At 64.5% G+C, this 16,450-nt stretch carries 16 protein-coding genes and 1 tRNA gene; 9 read left to right on the forward strand and 8 right to left on the reverse strand.

The features are described 5' to 3' along the window. The first annotated feature begins 3 nt into the window (after positions 1 to 3). Positions 4 to 1,341, forward strand: coding sequence for an aminomethyl-transferring glycine dehydrogenase subunit GcvPA (gene gcvPA, locus ACFEMD_RS07195; RefSeq protein ID WP_394740354.1), 1,338 nt, complete (start codon positions 4 to 6; stop codon positions 1,339 to 1,341). Next, positions 1,338 to 2,831, forward strand: coding sequence for an aminomethyl-transferring glycine dehydrogenase subunit GcvPB (gene gcvPB, locus ACFEMD_RS07200; protein WP_394740356.1), 1,494 nt, complete (start codon positions 1,338 to 1,340; stop codon positions 2,829 to 2,831). The genes gcvPA and gcvPB overlap by 4 nt, the downstream gene beginning before the upstream one ends. 8 nt (positions 2,832 to 2,839) lie before the next feature. Here the strand turns inward: gcvPB and ACFEMD_RS07205 are convergent, their stop codons facing one another. Further along, on the reverse strand, positions 2,840 to 3,691 hold the full coding sequence (locus ACFEMD_RS07205; RefSeq protein WP_394740357.1) for a thioesterase family protein: 852 nt from the start codon (positions 3,689 to 3,691) through the stop codon (positions 2,840 to 2,842). A 251-nt stretch (positions 3,692 to 3,942) separates the two neighbouring features. On the opposite strand from ACFEMD_RS07205, the gene ACFEMD_RS07210 reads away from it, so the two are divergent. Then, positions 3,943 to 4,464 (forward strand): DedA family protein, encoded by a 522-nt coding sequence (locus ACFEMD_RS07210; RefSeq protein ID WP_394740358.1) that lies wholly within the window; start codon positions 3,943 to 3,945, stop codon positions 4,462 to 4,464. A gap of 24 nt (positions 4,465 to 4,488) precedes the next feature. Here ACFEMD_RS07210 and ACFEMD_RS07215 read toward each other — a convergent pair whose 3' ends face one another. Together ACFEMD_RS07215 and ACFEMD_RS07220 are read right to left on the reverse strand one after the other, a co-directional pair. After that, the gene (locus ACFEMD_RS07215) at positions 4,489 to 6,186 is read right to left on the reverse strand and encodes an inositol monophosphatase family protein (RefSeq protein ID WP_394740359.1); all 1,698 of its coding nucleotides are present in this window, start codon (positions 6,184 to 6,186) and stop codon (positions 4,489 to 4,491) included. A 124-nt stretch (positions 6,187 to 6,310) separates the two neighbouring features. Further along, positions 6,311 to 6,475 (reverse strand): DUF7838 family putative zinc beta-ribbon protein, encoded by a 165-nt coding sequence (locus tag ACFEMD_RS07220; RefSeq protein ID WP_394740361.1) that lies wholly within the window; start codon positions 6,473 to 6,475, stop codon positions 6,311 to 6,313. 107 nt (positions 6,476 to 6,582) lie between these two features. On the opposite strand from ACFEMD_RS07220, the gene ACFEMD_RS07225 reads away from it, so the two are divergent. The 6 genes from ACFEMD_RS07225 to ACFEMD_RS07250 all read left to right on the forward strand — a co-directional run bounded on the left by ACFEMD_RS07225 (position 6,583) and on the right by ACFEMD_RS07250 (position 11,897). Then, on the forward strand, positions 6,583 to 7,116 hold the full coding sequence (locus ACFEMD_RS07225; protein ID WP_394740362.1) for a cob(I)yrinic acid a,c-diamide adenosyltransferase: 534 nt from the start codon (positions 6,583 to 6,585) through the stop codon (positions 7,114 to 7,116). A 65-nt stretch (positions 7,117 to 7,181) separates the two neighbouring features. Then, a tRNA-Val gene (locus tag ACFEMD_RS07230) sits at positions 7,182 to 7,256 on the forward strand. 542 nt (positions 7,257 to 7,798) lie between these two features. After that, on the forward strand, positions 7,799 to 8,263 hold the full coding sequence (gene lrp, locus ACFEMD_RS07235) for an HTH-type transcriptional regulator Lrp (protein WP_394740364.1): 465 nt from the start codon (positions 7,799 to 7,801) through the stop codon (positions 8,261 to 8,263). A gap of 415 nt (positions 8,264 to 8,678) precedes the next feature. Further along, positions 8,679 to 9,353: a helix-turn-helix domain-containing protein gene (locus tag ACFEMD_RS07240; protein ID WP_394740507.1), complete on the forward strand. Its 675-nt coding sequence runs from the start codon at positions 8,679 to 8,681 to the stop codon at positions 9,351 to 9,353. Between the two features lie 133 nt (positions 9,354 to 9,486). Continuing rightward, positions 9,487 to 10,251, forward strand: coding sequence for a pirin family protein (locus ACFEMD_RS07245; RefSeq protein ID WP_394740365.1), 765 nt, complete (start codon positions 9,487 to 9,489; stop codon positions 10,249 to 10,251). A gap of 575 nt (positions 10,252 to 10,826) precedes the next feature. After that, on the forward strand, positions 10,827 to 11,897 hold the full coding sequence (locus tag ACFEMD_RS07250; RefSeq protein WP_394740367.1) for a DsbA family protein: 1,071 nt from the start codon (positions 10,827 to 10,829) through the stop codon (positions 11,895 to 11,897). 186 nt (positions 11,898 to 12,083) lie between these two features. On the opposite strand, the gene ACFEMD_RS07255 is transcribed toward ACFEMD_RS07250, so the two are convergent. The 5 genes from ACFEMD_RS07255 to ACFEMD_RS07275 all read right to left on the reverse strand — a co-directional run bounded on the left by ACFEMD_RS07255 (position 12,084) and on the right by ACFEMD_RS07275 (position 16,328). Beyond that, positions 12,084 to 12,422, reverse strand: a complete 339-nt coding sequence (locus ACFEMD_RS07255; RefSeq protein ID WP_394740368.1) for a DUF7853 family protein — start codon at positions 12,420 to 12,422, stop codon at positions 12,084 to 12,086. A 118-nt stretch (positions 12,423 to 12,540) separates the two neighbouring features. Further along, on the reverse strand, positions 12,541 to 12,825 hold the full coding sequence (locus ACFEMD_RS07260; RefSeq protein WP_394740369.1) for a hypothetical protein: 285 nt from the start codon (positions 12,823 to 12,825) through the stop codon (positions 12,541 to 12,543). Continuing rightward, on the reverse strand, positions 12,825 to 13,628 hold the full coding sequence (locus tag ACFEMD_RS07265; protein ID WP_394740370.1) for a succinylglutamate desuccinylase/aspartoacylase family protein: 804 nt from the start codon (positions 13,626 to 13,628) through the stop codon (positions 12,825 to 12,827). Before ACFEMD_RS07265 ends, ACFEMD_RS07260 begins: the two co-directional genes overlap by 1 nt. Positions 13,629 to 13,738: 110 nt before the next feature. Beyond that, positions 13,739 to 14,839 carry a sensor histidine kinase gene (locus tag ACFEMD_RS07270; RefSeq protein WP_394740372.1) on the reverse strand — a complete coding sequence of 367 codons (1,101 nt, stop codon included), beginning with the start codon at positions 14,837 to 14,839 and terminating at the stop codon, positions 13,739 to 13,741. A gap of 40 nt (positions 14,840 to 14,879) precedes the next feature. Continuing rightward, on the reverse strand, positions 14,880 to 16,328 hold the full coding sequence (locus ACFEMD_RS07275; RefSeq protein ID WP_394740508.1) for an ATPase domain-containing protein: 1,449 nt from the start codon (positions 16,326 to 16,328) through the stop codon (positions 14,880 to 14,882). Between the last annotated feature and the right edge of the window lie 122 nt (positions 16,329 to 16,450).

The following is a 16,450-nucleotide window of genomic DNA, read 5'->3' on the forward strand; positions in this document are numbered from 1 at the left end:
CACATGAACGGATCACACGCTACCGGGAGCCCCTACGCTCCCTACACGGACGACGAACGGACGGCGATGCTCGAGTCGGTCGGCGTCGACGACGTCGAGGAACTGTTCGACATCCCCGACGGCGTTCGCTTCGACGACGCCTTCGGGATCGACGCGCGAAGCGAGCGGGAGACCCGTCGACTGGTACGATCGGTGCTGGGACGAAACGACGAGCTAACCGAACTGCTTGGGCGGGGCCACTACGGCTACTACGTCCCCTCGCTGATCGACCACCTGGCGGATCGGTCGGAGTTTCTCACCTCCTACACCCAGTACCAGCCCGAGGTCTCACAGGGTTTCCTGCAGGCGCTGTTCGAGTACCAGTCGCTTTTGGTCGAGCTAACCGGTCTCGAGGTCGCGAACTGTTCGATGTACGACGCGGCCACCGCGCTGGGCGAGGCCGCGACGCTTGCGGAACGGGTTCGCTCGACGAGCGGCCACCGCGTGCTCGTCCCCGACCTCCTGCTCGAGGGACGGCGCTCGACCCTCGAGAACTACGTCGCCGGCACCGACCTCGAAGTCGAGACGTACCCGACCGACGACGCGAACGCCGATCTCGACGCCCTCGCTGACGCCGTCGACGACGACGTCGTGATGGTCTACGCCGAGAACCCGACGGTGCGAGGGACGATCGAGGAGCGACTCGCCGAGATCGGCGACCTCGCACGCGAGGCCGACGCGCTGTTGGTCCTCGGTTCGGACCCGGTCGCGCTCTCGGTGCTCCAGCGCCCTGCCGACGTCGGTGTCGACGTCGTCATCGGCGACGCCAGCGTACTCGGACTGCCGACGAGCTACGGGATGGGGCTTGGCCTGTTCGCCTGCCGCGAGGACTACCTCCGACAGGTGCCGGGCCGACTCGTCGGCGCCGGCGAGGACGCGACCGACCGACGGGCGTACACACTGACGCTGCAGACCCGCGAACAGCACATCCGTCGGGAGCGCGCGACGAGTAACATCTGTACGAACCAGGCCTGGGTCGCGTTGCGAACCGCGATGCACGCCGCGTACCTCGGACCCGACGGCATGGTCGACCTCGCGAACCGCGGAGTGACGCGCGCGGACGACCTCGCCGAACGGCTGGACGAGATCGTCGGCGTCACGGCGCCGATCCACGATCGCCACCACCTCCGGGAGTTCGTCGCCCGCGTCGACCAGCCCGCACGGGCCGTCGCCGACGACCTCGAGAAGCGCGGCTTCGCCGTCCACGTCGTCGGCGAACACGAGATTCAGGTGTGCGTCGCCGGCGTCCCCGACGAGCGGATCGATCCGTTCGTCGACGCCTTTGCGGAGGTGGCCCGATGAGCCGCGACGAATCCGAACCGGCGACCGACGACCAGGTCCGGTACGATCAGGCCCGATACGTCGAGGACGGACAGTACGAACCCCTGCTCTCGGAGAAGGATCGGACGACGGTCGAGATCGGCGGCGGCGACGACTCCCCGCTGCCCGACGACCTGACGCGGGACTCCCTCGAGCTGCCGGCCCTCTCCGAGCCCGAACTGGCGCGCCACTACACGCGCCTCTCGCAGATGATCTACGGGATCGACACTGGGCCCTACCCGCTTGGCTCGTGTACGATGAAGTACAACCCCAAGTTCACCGAGGACGTGGCGGCGCTGCCGAAGGCCGCGGTCCACCCCGACCGTTCCGAAACCTCGGTTCAGGGAAGCCTCGAGCTGCTGTACCGACTGCAGGACTACCTCGGGCGGATCGGCGGAATGGACGCCGTGACCCTCCAGCCGCCTGCAGGGGCGGCCGGCGAGTTCGTCGGAATCCGCGTCGCCGCGGCCTACCACGAACACAACGGCGAAGGCCACCGCGACGAGGTGATCGTTCCCGAGAGCGCCCACGGAACGAACTTTGCGACCGCCGCACTCGGCGGCTACGACGTCGTCTCCCTGCCCAGCGACGACGAGGGACGGGTCGACCTCGAGGCGCTCGAGGCCGCCCTGAGCGAGAACACGGCGGCGCTGATGCTGACGAACCCGAACACGCTCGGCCTGTTCGAGCGCGACATCACCGAGATCGCCGAGATGGTCCACGACGTGGGCGGGCTGCTGTACTATGACGGCGCCAATCTCAACGCCCTGCTGGGTCGGGCTCGGCCGGGCGATATGGGATTTGACGTGATGCACTACAACGTCCACAAGACGTTCGCGACGCCCCACGGCGGCGGCGGCCCCGGTGCGGGCCCGGTCGGCGTCGTCGACGAGCTGGCGCCGTTTCTGCCGGCCCCCCGCGTCCGCGAGGCTGACGACGACTCGAGCGGCTCCGAACCGACCTACGAGCTGTTCGACCCCGATCACACCATCGGCAAGGTCCACGGCTATCAGGGTAACTGGCTCGTGCTCGTCAAGGCGTTCGCCTACATCGCCCGGCTGGGCGACGAGGGCCTCCTCGACGCCAGCGCGACGGCCGTGCTCAACGCGAACTACCTCGCGAGTCGGATCGAGTACGACGTCCCCTACGAGCCGTTCCACCACGAGTTCGTCGCCAGCGCGGGCGACCAGGACGCGGCCGACGTCGCCAAACGGATGCTCGACTACGGCGTCCACCCGCCGACGACGAAGTGGCCCGAGATCGTTCCCGAGGCGCTGATGACCGAGCCGACGGAGGTCGAAAGCAAGGACACGCTGGATCGGCTCGCCGCCGCGTTCAACGCCGTCGCCGAGGAGGACGACGAGACCCTCGAGGCCGCCCCCGAGCGGACCGCCGCCCGTCGGATCGACCAGACGGACGCGGCGCGGAGCCCGCGACTGTCCTGGCACGCCCTCGAGAACGACGAGTCGTAAAGAGCGGGCTACGTCCGGAACGGCTCGAGCATCGCCTCGTCGAACGCGACTGGCGCCCCGGAGCGATCGAAACAGCCGTACTCGGTGACCCCTTCGATGTTCGTTCGGCCGTCGCTCGAGAGCTCGTGGGCGATCCGGATCCTCTCGTCGGTAACCTCGAGGACGTCGCAGTCGACCCGCAGCGTCGTCTCGAAGTGAACCGGTGTCTTGAACTCCCAGCGCCAGTCCCGGATCCGGTAGGGCTCGCTCTCGCCGCGCAGTTCGTCGAGGCTCGTTCCGCGCTCCTCGAGGTGTCGCTCGAGGGCGACGTCGGCGAAGCGCGGATACTCCTCGAAGTAGGCCAGCTCGGCGCCCTCAATGTGGGGGCTGCGGATCTCGAACGACGAGGAGAACGACGCCAACGCTCCGGTTTCGTCCTCCCCGTTCGGCTCCCTCGCGGGACCGACCGATGGATCCCGATCGACGCAGGCGTCCGCGAACGCCGCCCGAACGTCCTCGGGCAGCGCTAGCGCGGCGCCGTCGGGCCCGATCGTCACGTGAATCATTCGGGCCGTCGCCAGCCGATTTCCGTCGCCGTCGTTGACCTCGTAGACCAGCTCTACGCTCGAGTCACCGACGCGTCGGGGCACCGTCTCGACGGAGACGACGTCCCCGATCCGGGGATAGCGCTCGACGGAGGTGCTGACGACCACCGGAGCGTAGGGGATGCCGCCGTCGGCGAGGATCTCCGCGAAGGAGTAGTCGAACGCCGCGGCGACCTCCTGTGTCGAGATCAGCTGCCAGTCGAAAAACGACGCTCCGTGCGCGAGGGGGCCGGCGAACTCGCCGAACTGCACCCGACGATCGGCGATCGTTTGCATGTGTGTGGCTGTACGTCCCCGCCCGTTAGGATCGTACAGGAACCGGCAAGCGATGCTCGAGGGAAGGGAAAAGCTGGGACCGACCGTGGTCGGCGACCGCCTCCGGATCGTCCCGTCCCCGTTCGAGTCGGCCAGTTAGGTCGTTGTTAGGATCACCACAAAATAAATAACGTGTCGAGCGGGAACGGACAGTTAACGGGAATGTTGGTAGTGAAACAAATCGTCCGAACGGGGCCGGCCGAAGCTGAGCGATGATCGGATCGACGGCGACGTCCGTCGACGTCCTCCAGGCCGCGATCCGAGCCTTCGGCCTCCCGGTGCTGTTCGGGGTATTCGTGCTGAAGGGAGCGCTCGTCGGCAAGGTCTTTCCGACGAGCGTCTTCCTCCCCGGCTACGTCGTTGGGGGCGGCTTCACGGGTCGCGAGGCCGCGCTCGTCGTCGTCGTCGTCACGATCGCCCACGTCCTCGGGCAGCTGGCGCTGTATCTCGCCGTCAGTCGCTACGGCTGGTCCGTCCTCGAGGAGCTCCCGTACGTCGAGCTCGACCCGCAGTCGGTACGGTACCGTCGGCTCGATCGCTGGTTCGAACGACACGGCGGGATCGCGATCTTTACGACCAACGTCGTCCCGGTGAGTCGGGGCATCATCGCCGTTCCCGCGGCGTTGAGTTCCTACCCGGCGGGCCGGTACGCGTTTCACATGTCGATCGCGACCGTACTCTATCACAGCGTCTACGTCGGCGCCGCGGTCGCCGGCGTGGCCGTTCTGACCTGACCGCTGTCGACTCTCTCCGGCCGGCTACCGCTCGCAGTCGTCCCGTCCGCCCTCGAGATGCTCGAGCAGGGCCGGATGGAGCGGACCGTTCGAGCCCAGCAGGGCCGACCGTCCCTCCGTCTCGAGTTCGAAGACGAACGGTTCGCCCCGCTCGTCGGTGAGCCGGGCCCCGGCTTCGCGAGCGATCACCAGTCCGGCGGCGACGTCCCAGGGGTAGGTGTCGTACTCCCAGGTGGCGTCGGCGCTGCCGCTGGCGAGGTAACAGCAGTTGAGCGCGGTCGACCCGAGCCGTCGGACGCCGCGGGTCTCCTGGTAGAACCGCGTGAGAAAGGAGCCGTCCGGGTCGTAGCCGGAGATGAGCATACTCTCGTCGAGGCGATCCCGGTCGGTCGTCTCGATCGGATCGCCGTCCCGGCGGGCACCCTGTCCCGCGATCGCGCTGAACAGTTCGTCCGTTTCGGGGACGTAGACGACGCCGACGACGGGGTACTCGCCCTCGAGCAGCGCGATCGAGATCGAGTAGTTGGGGTTGCCGTGGGCGAAGTTCCCGGTCCCGTCGAGGGGGTCGACTACCCACGTGTAGCCGCCCTCGCGGACGTCTCGCGGATGTTCCTCGGAGACGATTCCGTGGTCGGGGAACTCGTTTTCGATCACCGTCGTAATGATCCGGTTGGCCTGGTAGTCGGCCTCGGTGACGATGTCGGACTTGTCGCTTTTGACCCCGACGGACTCGACCTGGCCGTGGAGCTCCCGAAGCGGTTCGCCGGCCGCCTCGGCCGCCTCGGTGGCGATCGTCCGCGCGCGCTCGAGGAGGCCGTCACCGTCGACGCCGGTTTCCGACCGCGACGCGGGAACCCGCGGGGGCTCGTCGTCGCCGCGAACGTCCCACCCGAGCTTCTTCGAAATCGCGGTGAAGAAGTGGTCGTCGTAGCTGGTGTGAACGACGTGAGCGAGCCGTTCGGCACCGGTAACCAGCACCTCCTCGCCCTCCTCGAGGAGCGCGTTGGCTCGTCCGCCGTCGACCAGCAGGCTCGCGGGTCCCTGAGTACGGATCCGGAGTTCGGTCTCGGGCGAGACGACGATCGGTCGCACCCCGAGCTGGTGGGTGTGCAACGGAACCAGCTGGAGGGTGTGGTTGTTCGCGGGGTAGTGGATCGGGCCGTTGGCCGACAGCGAGACGCCCGTCGACCCCGTCGGCGTCGAGACGGCGATCCCCGTCCCCTCGAACTCGCCGACGTACTCGTCGTCGGCGTAGACGTCCAGCCGGGTGATCTTCCGATCGATCGGGTTCTCCGGCGGGACGTGCTCGATCATGACGTCGTTGATCCCGGTCGCCTCGAGTCCCGGTCCGCGGACGGCGACCTGCTGGCGGCTGTCGATCGTCGCCCGACCGTGGATCACCTCGTCGAGGGCCGCCTCGAGGTCCTCGGGCTCGATCCGCGAGAGGAACGCGAGCGTTCCCGTGTTGACGCCGAGCTGGGGAACGCCGCGCGGGGCGAAGGTCTTGATCCCCTCGAGGAAGGTTCCGTCGCCGCCGATCGTGACGCCGAGTGTGGCCCGGTTCCCGTCGTAGACCTCGTCGATCGACTCGCCGACGTCGACCGTCGAGAGCCCGATCCCGCGGTCGTCGGCCCAGGCCGCGAGGCGAGCGACGACGTCGTCGCTGTCGGGGCTAACGATCGCGATGATCTCCTCGGTCGTCGCGAGCCGGCGTCCTTGCATCGAGTGAGTCGTCGAACCGCGAGACTATGGGTCTGGCGCTCGCCCCCGACCGAAAGCCGCGTTCGACGCCGCAAGAAGGTGCTCCGCGCCGTCCGAAACGACGAAGTCGAGCGTTCGATCCGTCTCAGGCCGCGCTCGAGTCGATGCCGTTGATCTGCACGAAGCCGTAGTCGCAGTCCGGACAGTGCCACTTGATCTTCTCGCCGAGGTGCACCGTCGTGCTCGCGGCGCGGTAGAACGTCTGCTCCTCGCCGCAGTTCGGACACTCGTGATCGAGTTCCAGAGCCATACCGGCCACTACCGAATCGAGCGTGTTTAACGTACTGATTCGACCGAGCGCCACCGACCGTCGCTGTGGACGGCGAAGTTAAGTGCGAACCGTCCGTCGATCCCGCCATGGCGATCTACACCGGTCGCGGCGACGACGGCGAGACCGACCTCCGAGACATGACTCGCGTCTCGAAGACGGATCCCCGAATCGAGGCCTACGGTACCGTCGACGAGCTCAACGCGCTGGTCGGCACCGTTCGCCCCACCGGGTACGACGACGTCGACGACCGACTGCGAACGGTCCAGAACCACCTCCACGTCGTCCAGGCCGACCTCGCGAACCCCGATCCCGACGAGGACGACCCCGAGATCCGAGTCGACCACGTCGAGACGATCGAGGACTGGATCGACGAGTACGACGAGGAACTCGAGCCCCTGACCTCGTTTATCCTGCCGACCGGCAGCGACCACGGTGCGCGGCTTCACCACGCCCGCGCGGTCTGTCGGCGCGCCGAGCGCCGCACCGTCGGGCTGGCCTCGAGCGAGCGGATCAACGAGCGGACCGTCGAGTACCTCAACCGCCTCTCGGACGGGCTGTTCACCGTCGCCCGACTGGTCAACCAACGCGAGGGCGAACCCGAGGAGGCGCCGCAGTACTGATCGCTCGAGCGAAAGTCGGGAGTGAAAGGAAGGCTTAAGTCGAGCGCACGGATATCACGGGATGCGGGTTGGTGATCTAGTCCGGTTATGATACCTCCTTCACACGGAGGAAGTCGGCAGTTCAAATCTGCCCCAACCCATTTTTGACGACACAACGACGACGAGCAGCGCGAGGAGTCCGTGTCGTCAAAAATGGTCGGCAGTTTAAACCAGGGAGTGAAGCGTAGCGGAACGACCGTGGTTCAAATCTGCCCCAATCCATTTCCGAGGAAACGAACTAACGAGCGAATCAAGTCATCGTTCCGTTAGAGATTGTACGATAATCTCGAACTGGACCGAGACTCTGCGAGCAAGGCGTGCAGGTTCTCGAGCGTCGTTCAGATCTGTCTAACCCCTTCGACGACCTGCCGACGATGACCGAGGCGTGGCGCGCTGGTCCCACGGGAACGCGAGCGACGAAGTCGTAGGTGGAGCGGGGAGTCCGTCGTGCCAGGATCGGTACCAGGGGGTCAGTGTCGTACACCCGATCGACCGCTGTGTGCAAGAACGAAGGCTGGTTCGAGTGGACGTCTCGTCAGAACGGGAACGACCGGCCGCCGATGGTAGTTGCAAATTCAAATACGAGGGCGAAAAACTGACTGTTCGTAACTGTTTAAACGGAGTGGAGAGATCGTACTACGCAGTGGCCTACGAACACCTCGATACGGAGCTAGTAAACGAACTGCTCGAGAACGGACGTGCCAGCCTTCGGAGCCTCGCCGAGGAGCTCGACGTTTCCGTCACGACCGTCTCGAACCACCTCTCGGATCTCGAATCGGAGGGCGTCATCCAGGGGTACACACCGGTCGTCAACTACGACGCCGCGGGATACGACGTGACCGCCGTCATGCAGCTCAAGGTGGAAGGAAGCGCCCTGTCGGAGATCACCGCCACGCTCCGGGACCACGCGCAGATCGTCTCCGTCTACGAGGTCACCGGCGACTACGATATCATCGCGATCGGGAAGTTCGAGGATACGGACGACATGAACGACCAGATCAAGGCCCTGATCACCGATCCCGACCTTACCCGATCGAACACCAGTATCGTCCTCGAGGCCGTCTCCGAAAACGAGCAGTTCCGTCTCGGGGCCGACGCCGACGACTGATCGGCCCCGCTTCGGCGGCATCCGTTCGCTCGGGAGCTGAAGCGTTCGGCATCTCGAAAGAACCGGAGTTTGAGACCGAAACGGACCGGGTTCTTCCCTCGTCGCTCCAGTTCGTAGAACGATCCGACACGGTGTCGATGTCGATTCTTCGTGAGGGGACTCGAGTCGTCTCTCGTCCGGAGAGTCGTTCGAGGGGCGTCGAAAAGGACACATACGATCCAGGTTCGAAACGGGCGTCTACAGTAGCCACTGGACAGTAGGCGTCCGGTCGCAAGACAGTCAGACGATCAGCATCGAATCGTCTCGGCCGTTGTTACAGCGCCGGATGTAACACAGCCGTACATTCTCTATCGGTACTACTAACAAATTTGGAGCCGCCCCTATGCAACTGGGACATGTCGTTCGAATCGAACACATGACCTCGATCATCAATCTCGAGATCTCGAGCGAGGGGACCGGACTGGCGGAACTGTTCGAATCCGTGCCGTCGCTCACGTGCGAAGCGGAGGCCGGGGTCGTCTCGAGCGGGTACGACCTGTGGCTCTCCGGTGCACCGAAAGCGGAGATCGAGACGGGCCTGGCGGAAGCCTCGACGATCGAGGAGTACGCGCTGGTCAGCGGGGACGACGAACAGTGGCTGTACAACGTCGAGTTCGCGCCGAAAACGATCGACCTCTTCGAGCTGGTGCTCGAGGAGGGCGGAACCATCCTGGATGCCTCGGCCACGGGTCGCTCCTGGGTCCTCGATATTCGAGTACAAGAGCGCAGCGACGCGAGCTCGATTCACACCCGACTCGAGGAACACGACCTCGAGCCGACGGTGATCCGCCTCTACGATACGGACGGCGAAACCGGCTCGCAGTCCGGCCTCACGCAGAACCAGTACGAAACGCTCGTCGCGGCTATCAACCACGGCTACTTCGAAATCCCGCGGGACGTTTCGATGCAGGAACTCTCCGAGGAGCTCGACGTCTCCCACCAGGCCCTTTCCGAGCGGCTTCGTCGCGCGTACCGGTCGCTGGTCGCGTCGGAGCTCGACGTCTCGGCCGAGGAGGCGGAGCCGACGCCCTCCCCGGGGCTCTCGGACTAACCGTCGTTCGGGCTTCGAGGAACGGGAGCCAGCGAAGAGCGCATACTCCTGAACACCAACGACGTGTGTTGCATCGTCCGTGGAGATCCAAACGCGCAGAACGCATTTAGCCACGGGGTCGCTAGCGCCGGTAATGGACGAGTCCGGATCGGCACGCTCGAGCCCCCAGATCCATACGGCCCCGCGAACGGCGGTTTCACAGGATCAGGGCAACTTCAGGACGCACTTCAACTTTCCCGGCCGAGCGGTTCCCGGTCACGACGATCACGGCTACGGGCCGCTGGCGACCGTCGTCGAGTCGTTCATGGATCCGGGGACGGTGATCCGAATGCACCAACACCGCAACGAGGAGATCATCTCGTGGGTTCCCGAGGGCGTAATGCGCCACGACGACCGACAGGGAAACGAACTGATTACCGATCCGGACCACCTGATGGTGATGAACGCCGGCAGCGGCTTCTGGCACGCCGAGGAAACCGCCGCCGACGATCCGCCGCTGCGGATGCTCCAGATATTCGTCCGACCCCACAGCCTCGAGCTCGAGCCGGGCATCCAGCACGAGCGGATTCCCGACGCGGTTCGAAACGAGTGGCGTCACCTGTTCGGTCCCGAAGGCGGCGAGGCCCCGCTGTCCGTCCGCAACGACGTCCACTGCTACGACTGCCGTCTCGACGCCGGAGCGACCGTTACGCTCCCCTCTCAGTCGGGATGGGACACCTACCTCTACGTGTTCGAGGGTGAGGTCACGGTGGACGGCGTGCCGGTCGGGTACACGGAGAGCGCGCTCGTAACGGGGGGAAGCGACGCGTCCGTCGCCGCAACCGAGGAATCGACAGTGGTCGCGTTTCGTATCGATCCCGACGCTCCGGTCACCCGCAGCGGAACGATCGGCCGCTGAGGTCGAGGCGTCGACGCCGGGAGGGAACCGTCTCCTTGCCGGAGAACGCGACCGTTCGGACGAACCCCACACCTTGCAACCGCTTCAGGGCGAGTCCGAACGGTACGGTAGCGGAACGGTCGACCGTCGCCGAAACCACCTCCGGACGAGCGATTTCGCCGCAGGTTTTGGTAGTCTATACGACAGGATCCGCCGCTCGAGAGTCGATACAGTTCCGGAGCTCGGTCGATGCTGACAGTCGTTACCACGACATTCGATCTCTAGATAACGGTCAGCAAAATAGAAGTTAGGACAGTCGGAAACGCCTGCTGTACTTACATCATTTCGAGAATCGAAACTCGAGTTGGGGGTGCGAGTAATCGTTCGCTCTCGCGAACAACGTCGCCTGCTTGCGGTTTGCTGGTTGCGTTGTCGACGGCTCGAGTTAGACTGAAACAGTCTCCCGATCAGTTGTGGTTCTGAGAGATGTCTGGAGCGGGTAGAAGTTTCGTAAAGTTCGGGGAAGCGTACAGAACGGCTGAGCCCGTTTATACTCCCTCCCTGATGAGAAGCAGTCGATGTCACGGAAGCCGCAGATGACACGTCGAAGTGTACTGACAACTACTGGGGCCGTCTCGCTGCTCGGACTCGCTGGGGTCGCGTCCGGAAGCGGATCGTCCGATGGGGTACCGATTCCGGACGACGCCGGCGAGCGCACGTATCCGACGATCGGATCGAACAGCGACGCGCCGACCGCAACCTTCTACGGGAACTTCAAGTGTCCGTCGAGCCAGGACTTCGTCTCCGGAAACCTCCAGGAGATCATCTCCGAGTTCGTCACTGAGGGACAGCTCAACGTCGAGTTCTGCAACCTCGCGTACGAGCCGGGCGACACCTCTCAGTCGTTCATTTCGGGCACCGATTCGCGGCTCGCGGCCGTTGGACTGGCCGTCTGGGACGAGGACCCGAACAGCTACTGGCAGTTCGTGACCGAGACCTACACCGACATGCCGTCGGGACACATCAGTTACGACGAGCTCGAGAACCGAGCGCGGGATGCCGGCGTGTCGAACGTCGACGCCGTTATCGAGCGCGCGGAAGCCGGCGAGTACGACGCGGACGTCGAGGAGGTCGCTACCCTGGCCAGCAACGACGGGATCACCTACACGCCACAGCTCGAGCTGGCCGGTGACACGACCGCGCCACACCACGGAACCCAGGCGGTCATCGACTGGCTCGACAGCCGTCTCGAGGACGCGCCCGAGGGAGAGCAGTCCGAGGGCGACTCCGACACGGACGACGACGACGACTACGACGAGGACGCTGACGACGGCGACGAGGATGTCGAGGAACCGAAGGAGGAAGCCGAGGTTGAGGACGCCGAGGACGACGATACGGACGGCGAGGAGTCGGACGACGACTCCGAGGAGTCTGACGAAGCCGACGACGACTACGACGACGAGGACTCCGACGACGATGACGAGGACGCTGACGACGATTACGACGAAGCCGACGACTACGATGACGAGGACGCTGACGACGATTACGACGCCGACGATGCCGACGATGACACCAGCGGCGGGAGTTCGGACGGCAGCATCGGCGCCGGCGAGGACTACGACCTCAGCGACGACCGCACCGTCGACGACCTTCCGGTCGACTGCTAACCCGCGATCCGTCGAGACGAGTTGCCGTCCGTCGCCCGGATTCGACTGACGAACGCCGTGCTGTCGTCCGCGGTATCGATCGCGACCGTTATCTCGTTCTTCGAACGGCCTCGAGCTGGACGCTGCCGTACCGTCACGTAGCTACAGGACATCTCGGTCGTCTCGAGACCGACTGCGCTAGCCGTCTCAGTCTGCCGGCAGCCGGTCGGCCTCGAGGGCGTTCGTAACGTGCTCGAGTAGCGACTCGAGGGCGCCGCGCTCGAGTTCCCACCAGTCCGTCGACCGCTGGTAGCTGGCGAGCGTCGTCTGGACCGCCTCGAGCTGGGGATCGGTGAACCGAACCGCTCCGCCGTCGATCGTCTCGAACGCCTGAAACAGTTCGAGGGGAGGCGAGTCGACGTCGGTCGGGTCGGTGGCGGTTTCCTCCTGTTCGATTCGGTGGAGCAACACGTGATGGAGCGTCCAGCGTTCGTCGTGTGACAGCGAGAGGGTGGTCGATCGGGGCGGTCGGGACCTGGATGGCATCGGTGTGTACGCGGGGCTATGGGTCCACCCGTCATAAGCCTTGCTAGCAGTTCGCATACAGAGAACGAAAGTTCGGCGTGAGGAGTCGGTGGAGATGGGACAGCGAGACCGAAGACCGTCAGCGCGACTCGAGCCGATCGACCAAAAGCTCGACGGCGTAGCCGAACGTTACAGCGATGCCGTAACAACCCGCCAGGAACGGCATCCAGTAGACCCAGAGTTCGAACCGCGGCGCGAGGAGGTTGCCGATCGCCGATCCGACCGTGTAGATCAGATACCCCGGCAGCGCGAGCGGTGACAGCAGGGACGTTCTGAGCCACCCCAGCGCCAGCGGGACGACCAGCAAGAGAAACGTCGCGACCGTGACGGGAGCGGTCAGCGCCCGTCGAAGCGACGGGGTCATTACCGACCCTCCTCGAGCAGCCCGTGTCGGTCGAGCACCGCTGCGGTCGCGATTCGCGTCATTTCGTTTTTTGTCTCACGATCGAGGAGGAAGTTAGTCGTCTCGAAGAGGTACGACGCGGCGTCGAGTTCCCGTGCGACCTCGTGGAACAGCACCGGCCCGGAGAGGTGGCTCTCGTGGGCGACGAACCGGTGCAAGGGAAGATACCACGGGACGGCCTCGTCGTTGAGCGTCGCCGCGATGGACGCGCCGTCCGCACCCGGCGAGTAGAACAGCGCCTGGCCGACGTACTCCTGGTGAACGCCGTAGACGCCGAGCGACCGGTGGAGATCCAGTGCGACGTCGGGATCGTGACGTTCGATCGCATCCCAGATACCGGCTGCGAGGGCGCTCGTCGGTTCCTCCTCGGCCGGAAAGTGGCGGTTCAGGTCGCCGTCGACACCCTCCCGTTCGTCGTTTTCGACCGCGACGCGGTCGGTTTCGGGAACGATGACGAGCGTTCCCGCGTCGGGACCCCAGTCGACTACCTCGTGTGCGACGTCGATCCCGTTGTACTCGTCACCGTGAACGCCGCCGAAGATCATCGCCGTCGGGCCGTCCCTCGGCGCGTCGATCTCGTACAGCGTCGTCTCGTGAACCGTCTCGGACAGCAGCGTCTCGGTGTTCGTCTCGAGCCCGCTCTCGTCGCTCGAGTCGCGGGCTCTCGCTACCAACTCCGTGCCGTCTGTCGGTCGGCTCACCGCGCCGGCGACGGCTGTTCCGGCGAGCACGCCGCCGGCAGCCAGAAAGCGACGTCGCATCATTGGTTCACGAGAATGGACCAACCCTAAAGCGCCTTCCTATCTTCGAATCAGATGGGATAACGATAGTAACAGTCACGTGTCGCCCTCGAGTCGGACCGTCGTCTCGGCGGTCAGTCCCGCCGGCTGTCGATCGCCGGGAGCGTAAACGAAAACGTCGCACCCGAACTCGAGCCGGAGTCGACCCAGATCCGTCCGTCGTGGCGTTCGACGATCCGTTTACAGAGGGCGAGCCCGATTCCGCTTCCCGCGTGTTCCTTGTGGCTGTGTAGCCGCTGGAACAGCTCGAAGATCCGTTCCTGATCCTCGGGATCGATCCCGACGCCGTCGTCGGAGACGTCGATCCGCCATTGTCTGCCCTCCCGCCGTGCACTGACCCGTATTCGAGGGGGTCCGTCGCCGCTGTACTCGATCGCGTTGTTCAGCAGGTTCTGGAACACCTGTCTGAGCTGATCGTCGTCGCCCAGCACGGTCGGGAGCGGTTCGGCTTCGATTTCGGCGTCGTGCTCGCCGATCTTCATCCTGAGATCCGCGAGCGCCTCGTCGAGGACGGCCTCGAGATCCGTCGGCTCGAGCGGACTGCCGCGGGTGTCGACGCGGGAGTACTCGAGCAGCCCCTCGATCATGTCCCGCATCCGGTTGGCGCCGTCGATGGCGTAGCCGAGAAACTCCCGACCCTCCTCGTCGAGTTCGTCCTCGTAGCGCTGATCGATCAGCTGCAGGTAGCTCGAGACCATCCGCAACGGCTCCTGGAGGTCGTGAGAGGCGGCGTAGGCGAACTGCTCGAGCGAGCGGTTCGACTCCTCGAGCTTCGAGATGTAGTGCATCAGCTCCTGGGACTGGCTGCGTCGAACGAGCAGCGTGTTCAGTCGCCGAAAGAGCAGCGTTCGATCGATCGGTGCCTCGACGATGTCGTCGACGAGCAGCGGCGGGTCGCGTTCGTCCGGGTTCGGTAGCGGAACTCTGTGATGGTCGTCGTCGCGGCGGACGAGGACGACGGGACAGAAGACCGGATCGCTCTCGTTGACGTGCTCGCGGAGCGCGCTGTGGTAGTCGTGAAACGAGTAGTCATCGACGAGATAGAGGTCGGCCTCGACGAGCGACGAGGCGGTCTCGACCTCGTAATAGTCGGTAAGCAGTTCCCGAACCGCAGCGCGATTCCCCTCCTCGTTGATGAGCAGTTGGATCGTGTTCCGCTGATCGTTCCTACTCATACGCGGACTCGGGATCTCGTCGTACTGCGGTGTGATGTGATCATTCGTTCTGTACGGGATCGACCGTTCGTCCCATCGGTGATCCCTGCAAGATACCGTGAAGGCCGGTTAGCGGCTCGCCGACGTGGATACCGTCGCCGGTGATCTCGAACTCCCGAAGCGTCTTCTCGAAGCTGCCGGTGCGTTTCTTGAGCACGCCGATGACCTTCCGCAGACTCCCGTCCATCTCGACGTAGCTGACGAACGCGATGTTGTCCGCGATGTAGCTGAGCTGATTGTCGGTCGCCTCCGTGATGCCGGTGATCTCGGAGATCTCGTTCGTGATCAACACCGTGACACCTTTGTTCTTCAGGTAGCGCGCCAGCGCGTGGAGCTCTCGAACGAGTTCGGACTCCTGTCCCTGAATCGAGATCGTGTAGCCGTCGATCCCGTCGATCATCACGATGTCGGTGCCCTCCGCTTCGACCTGCTCGATAACCATATGGGCGAACTCCTCGCTCGAGAGCGCGAGCGGTTCGACCTCGTTCACCGAGATCGTTCCCTCCTCACTCAGTTCCGTGACGGGGATGCCGATCGACTCCGAGCGGTGGGTGAACGTCTCCATGTTCTCCTCGAACAGGTAGATCGCGGAGTTGAGTCCGTCCCTGGCGGCCTGGGTCAGCAGCTGTGTTCCAGTCGAGGTCTTGCCGGCACCCGTCGGTCCGCTGATGAACGTGACGGTCCGCTGGTCGAACCCGCCGCCGAGCAGCTCGTCGAGTTCGTCGATCCCCGAGTGGATCCGTTTGGGCTTGAACGTGTGCTGCTGTGACTCGGGGATGAGCCGCGGAAAGATCTCGAGTCCGTTCTCCCGGATCGCCATCCCGTGATCGCTGCCCATCTGACCGAGCGCACGGTGTTTCGTCGCCTCGACTCGCCGACCCTCCTTGTCGCGGGTGAGCTTGATGATGCCGTCGCTGAGCGAGCGCAACTCGGTGTCGTACTCGGGTTTGGAGTTGAGCGTCGCCGTGACGAGGACGGTGATCTCGTGTTGCTTGAGAAACCGCATGAACGAGAGGATCCGCTTGCGGAACTGGTACTCGTTGGCCTCGACGTACCTGAGCTGTGAGATCGGGTCGAGGACGACGCGGGAGGGGTTGATCTCCCTGATCGCCTCGTGGATTCGCTTGGTGTAGCGATCGCGCTCGATGTCGCTCGGCTCGACTAAGTCGTAGGAGTCGTCGTCGGTGAAGAAATCCGACTCAGGTCCGAGGTCGAGAAACTCGGCGCCGCTGATATTGATGTTGACCGCGGCGCCGTTGGACAGAATCTCCTGTTTGGACTCCTCTCCGTGGATGAACAGCACCGTCTCGTCGTTTTTCAGCCCCTCCTCCAGGAAGTGCATTCCGTGCAGCGTCTTCCCGGTGCCGGGTTGACCGTGGACGAGATACATCCGTCCCTTCGCGAGCCCCCCGTTGAGGATCTCGTCCAGGCCGTTGATCCCGCTGTTCATCAGGGTAATATCGGATGCCACAGCCAAACCAAACGAAATTGAGAGGTATTAATCAATTGATTCCCGGTAGGAAGATCTGTATGAATGTCACCGGAACCGACGCGATTCCGAACGCCCTCGGA

The sequence above is a fragment of the Natronococcus roseus genome (genome assembly GCF_043677095.1).
In the GTDB taxonomy this organism is placed as follows: Archaea; Halobacteriota; Halobacteria; order Halobacteriales; family Natrialbaceae; genus Natronococcus; species Natronococcus roseus.

Bases quoted from the DNA above. Each gene is read 5' to 3' on its own strand.
- gcvPA (WP_394740354.1), top strand. From the start codon at position 4: ATGAACGGATCACACGCTACCGGGAGCCCCTACGCTCCCTACACGGAC.
- gcvPB (WP_394740356.1), top strand. From the start codon at position 1,338: ATGAGCCGCGACGAATCCGAACCGGCGACCGACGACCAGGTCCGGTAC.
- ACFEMD_RS07205 (WP_394740357.1), bottom strand. From the start codon at position 3,691: ATGCAAACGATCGCCGATCGTCGGGTGCAGTTCGGCGAGTTCGCCGGC.
- ACFEMD_RS07210 (WP_394740358.1), top strand. From the start codon at position 3,943: ATGATCGGATCGACGGCGACGTCCGTCGACGTCCTCCAGGCCGCGATC.
- ACFEMD_RS07215 (WP_394740359.1), bottom strand. From the start codon at position 6,186: ATGCAAGGACGCCGGCTCGCGACGACCGAGGAGATCATCGCGATCGTT.
- ACFEMD_RS07220 (WP_394740361.1), bottom strand. From the start codon at position 6,475: ATGGCTCTGGAACTCGATCACGAGTGTCCGAACTGCGGCGAGGAGCAG.
- ACFEMD_RS07225 (WP_394740362.1), top strand. From the start codon at position 6,583: ATGGCGATCTACACCGGTCGCGGCGACGACGGCGAGACCGACCTCCGA.
- ACFEMD_RS07240 (WP_394740507.1), top strand. From the start codon at position 8,679: ATGACCTCGATCATCAATCTCGAGATCTCGAGCGAGGGGACCGGACTG.
- ACFEMD_RS07245 (WP_394740365.1), top strand. From the start codon at position 9,487: ATGGACGAGTCCGGATCGGCACGCTCGAGCCCCCAGATCCATACGGCC.
- ACFEMD_RS07250 (WP_394740367.1), top strand. From the start codon at position 10,827: ATGACACGTCGAAGTGTACTGACAACTACTGGGGCCGTCTCGCTGCTC.
- ACFEMD_RS07255 (WP_394740368.1), bottom strand. From the start codon at position 12,422: ATGCCATCCAGGTCCCGACCGCCCCGATCGACCACCCTCTCGCTGTCA.
- ACFEMD_RS07260 (WP_394740369.1), bottom strand. From the start codon at position 12,825: ATGACCCCGTCGCTTCGACGGGCGCTGACCGCTCCCGTCACGGTCGCG.
- ACFEMD_RS07265 (WP_394740370.1), bottom strand. From the start codon at position 13,628: ATGATGCGACGTCGCTTTCTGGCTGCCGGCGGCGTGCTCGCCGGAACA.
- ACFEMD_RS07270 (WP_394740372.1), bottom strand. From the start codon at position 14,839: ATGAGTAGGAACGATCAGCGGAACACGATCCAACTGCTCATCAACGAG.
- ACFEMD_RS07275 (WP_394740508.1), bottom strand. From the start codon at position 16,328: ATGAACAGCGGGATCAACGGCCTGGACGAGATCCTCAACGGGGGGCTC.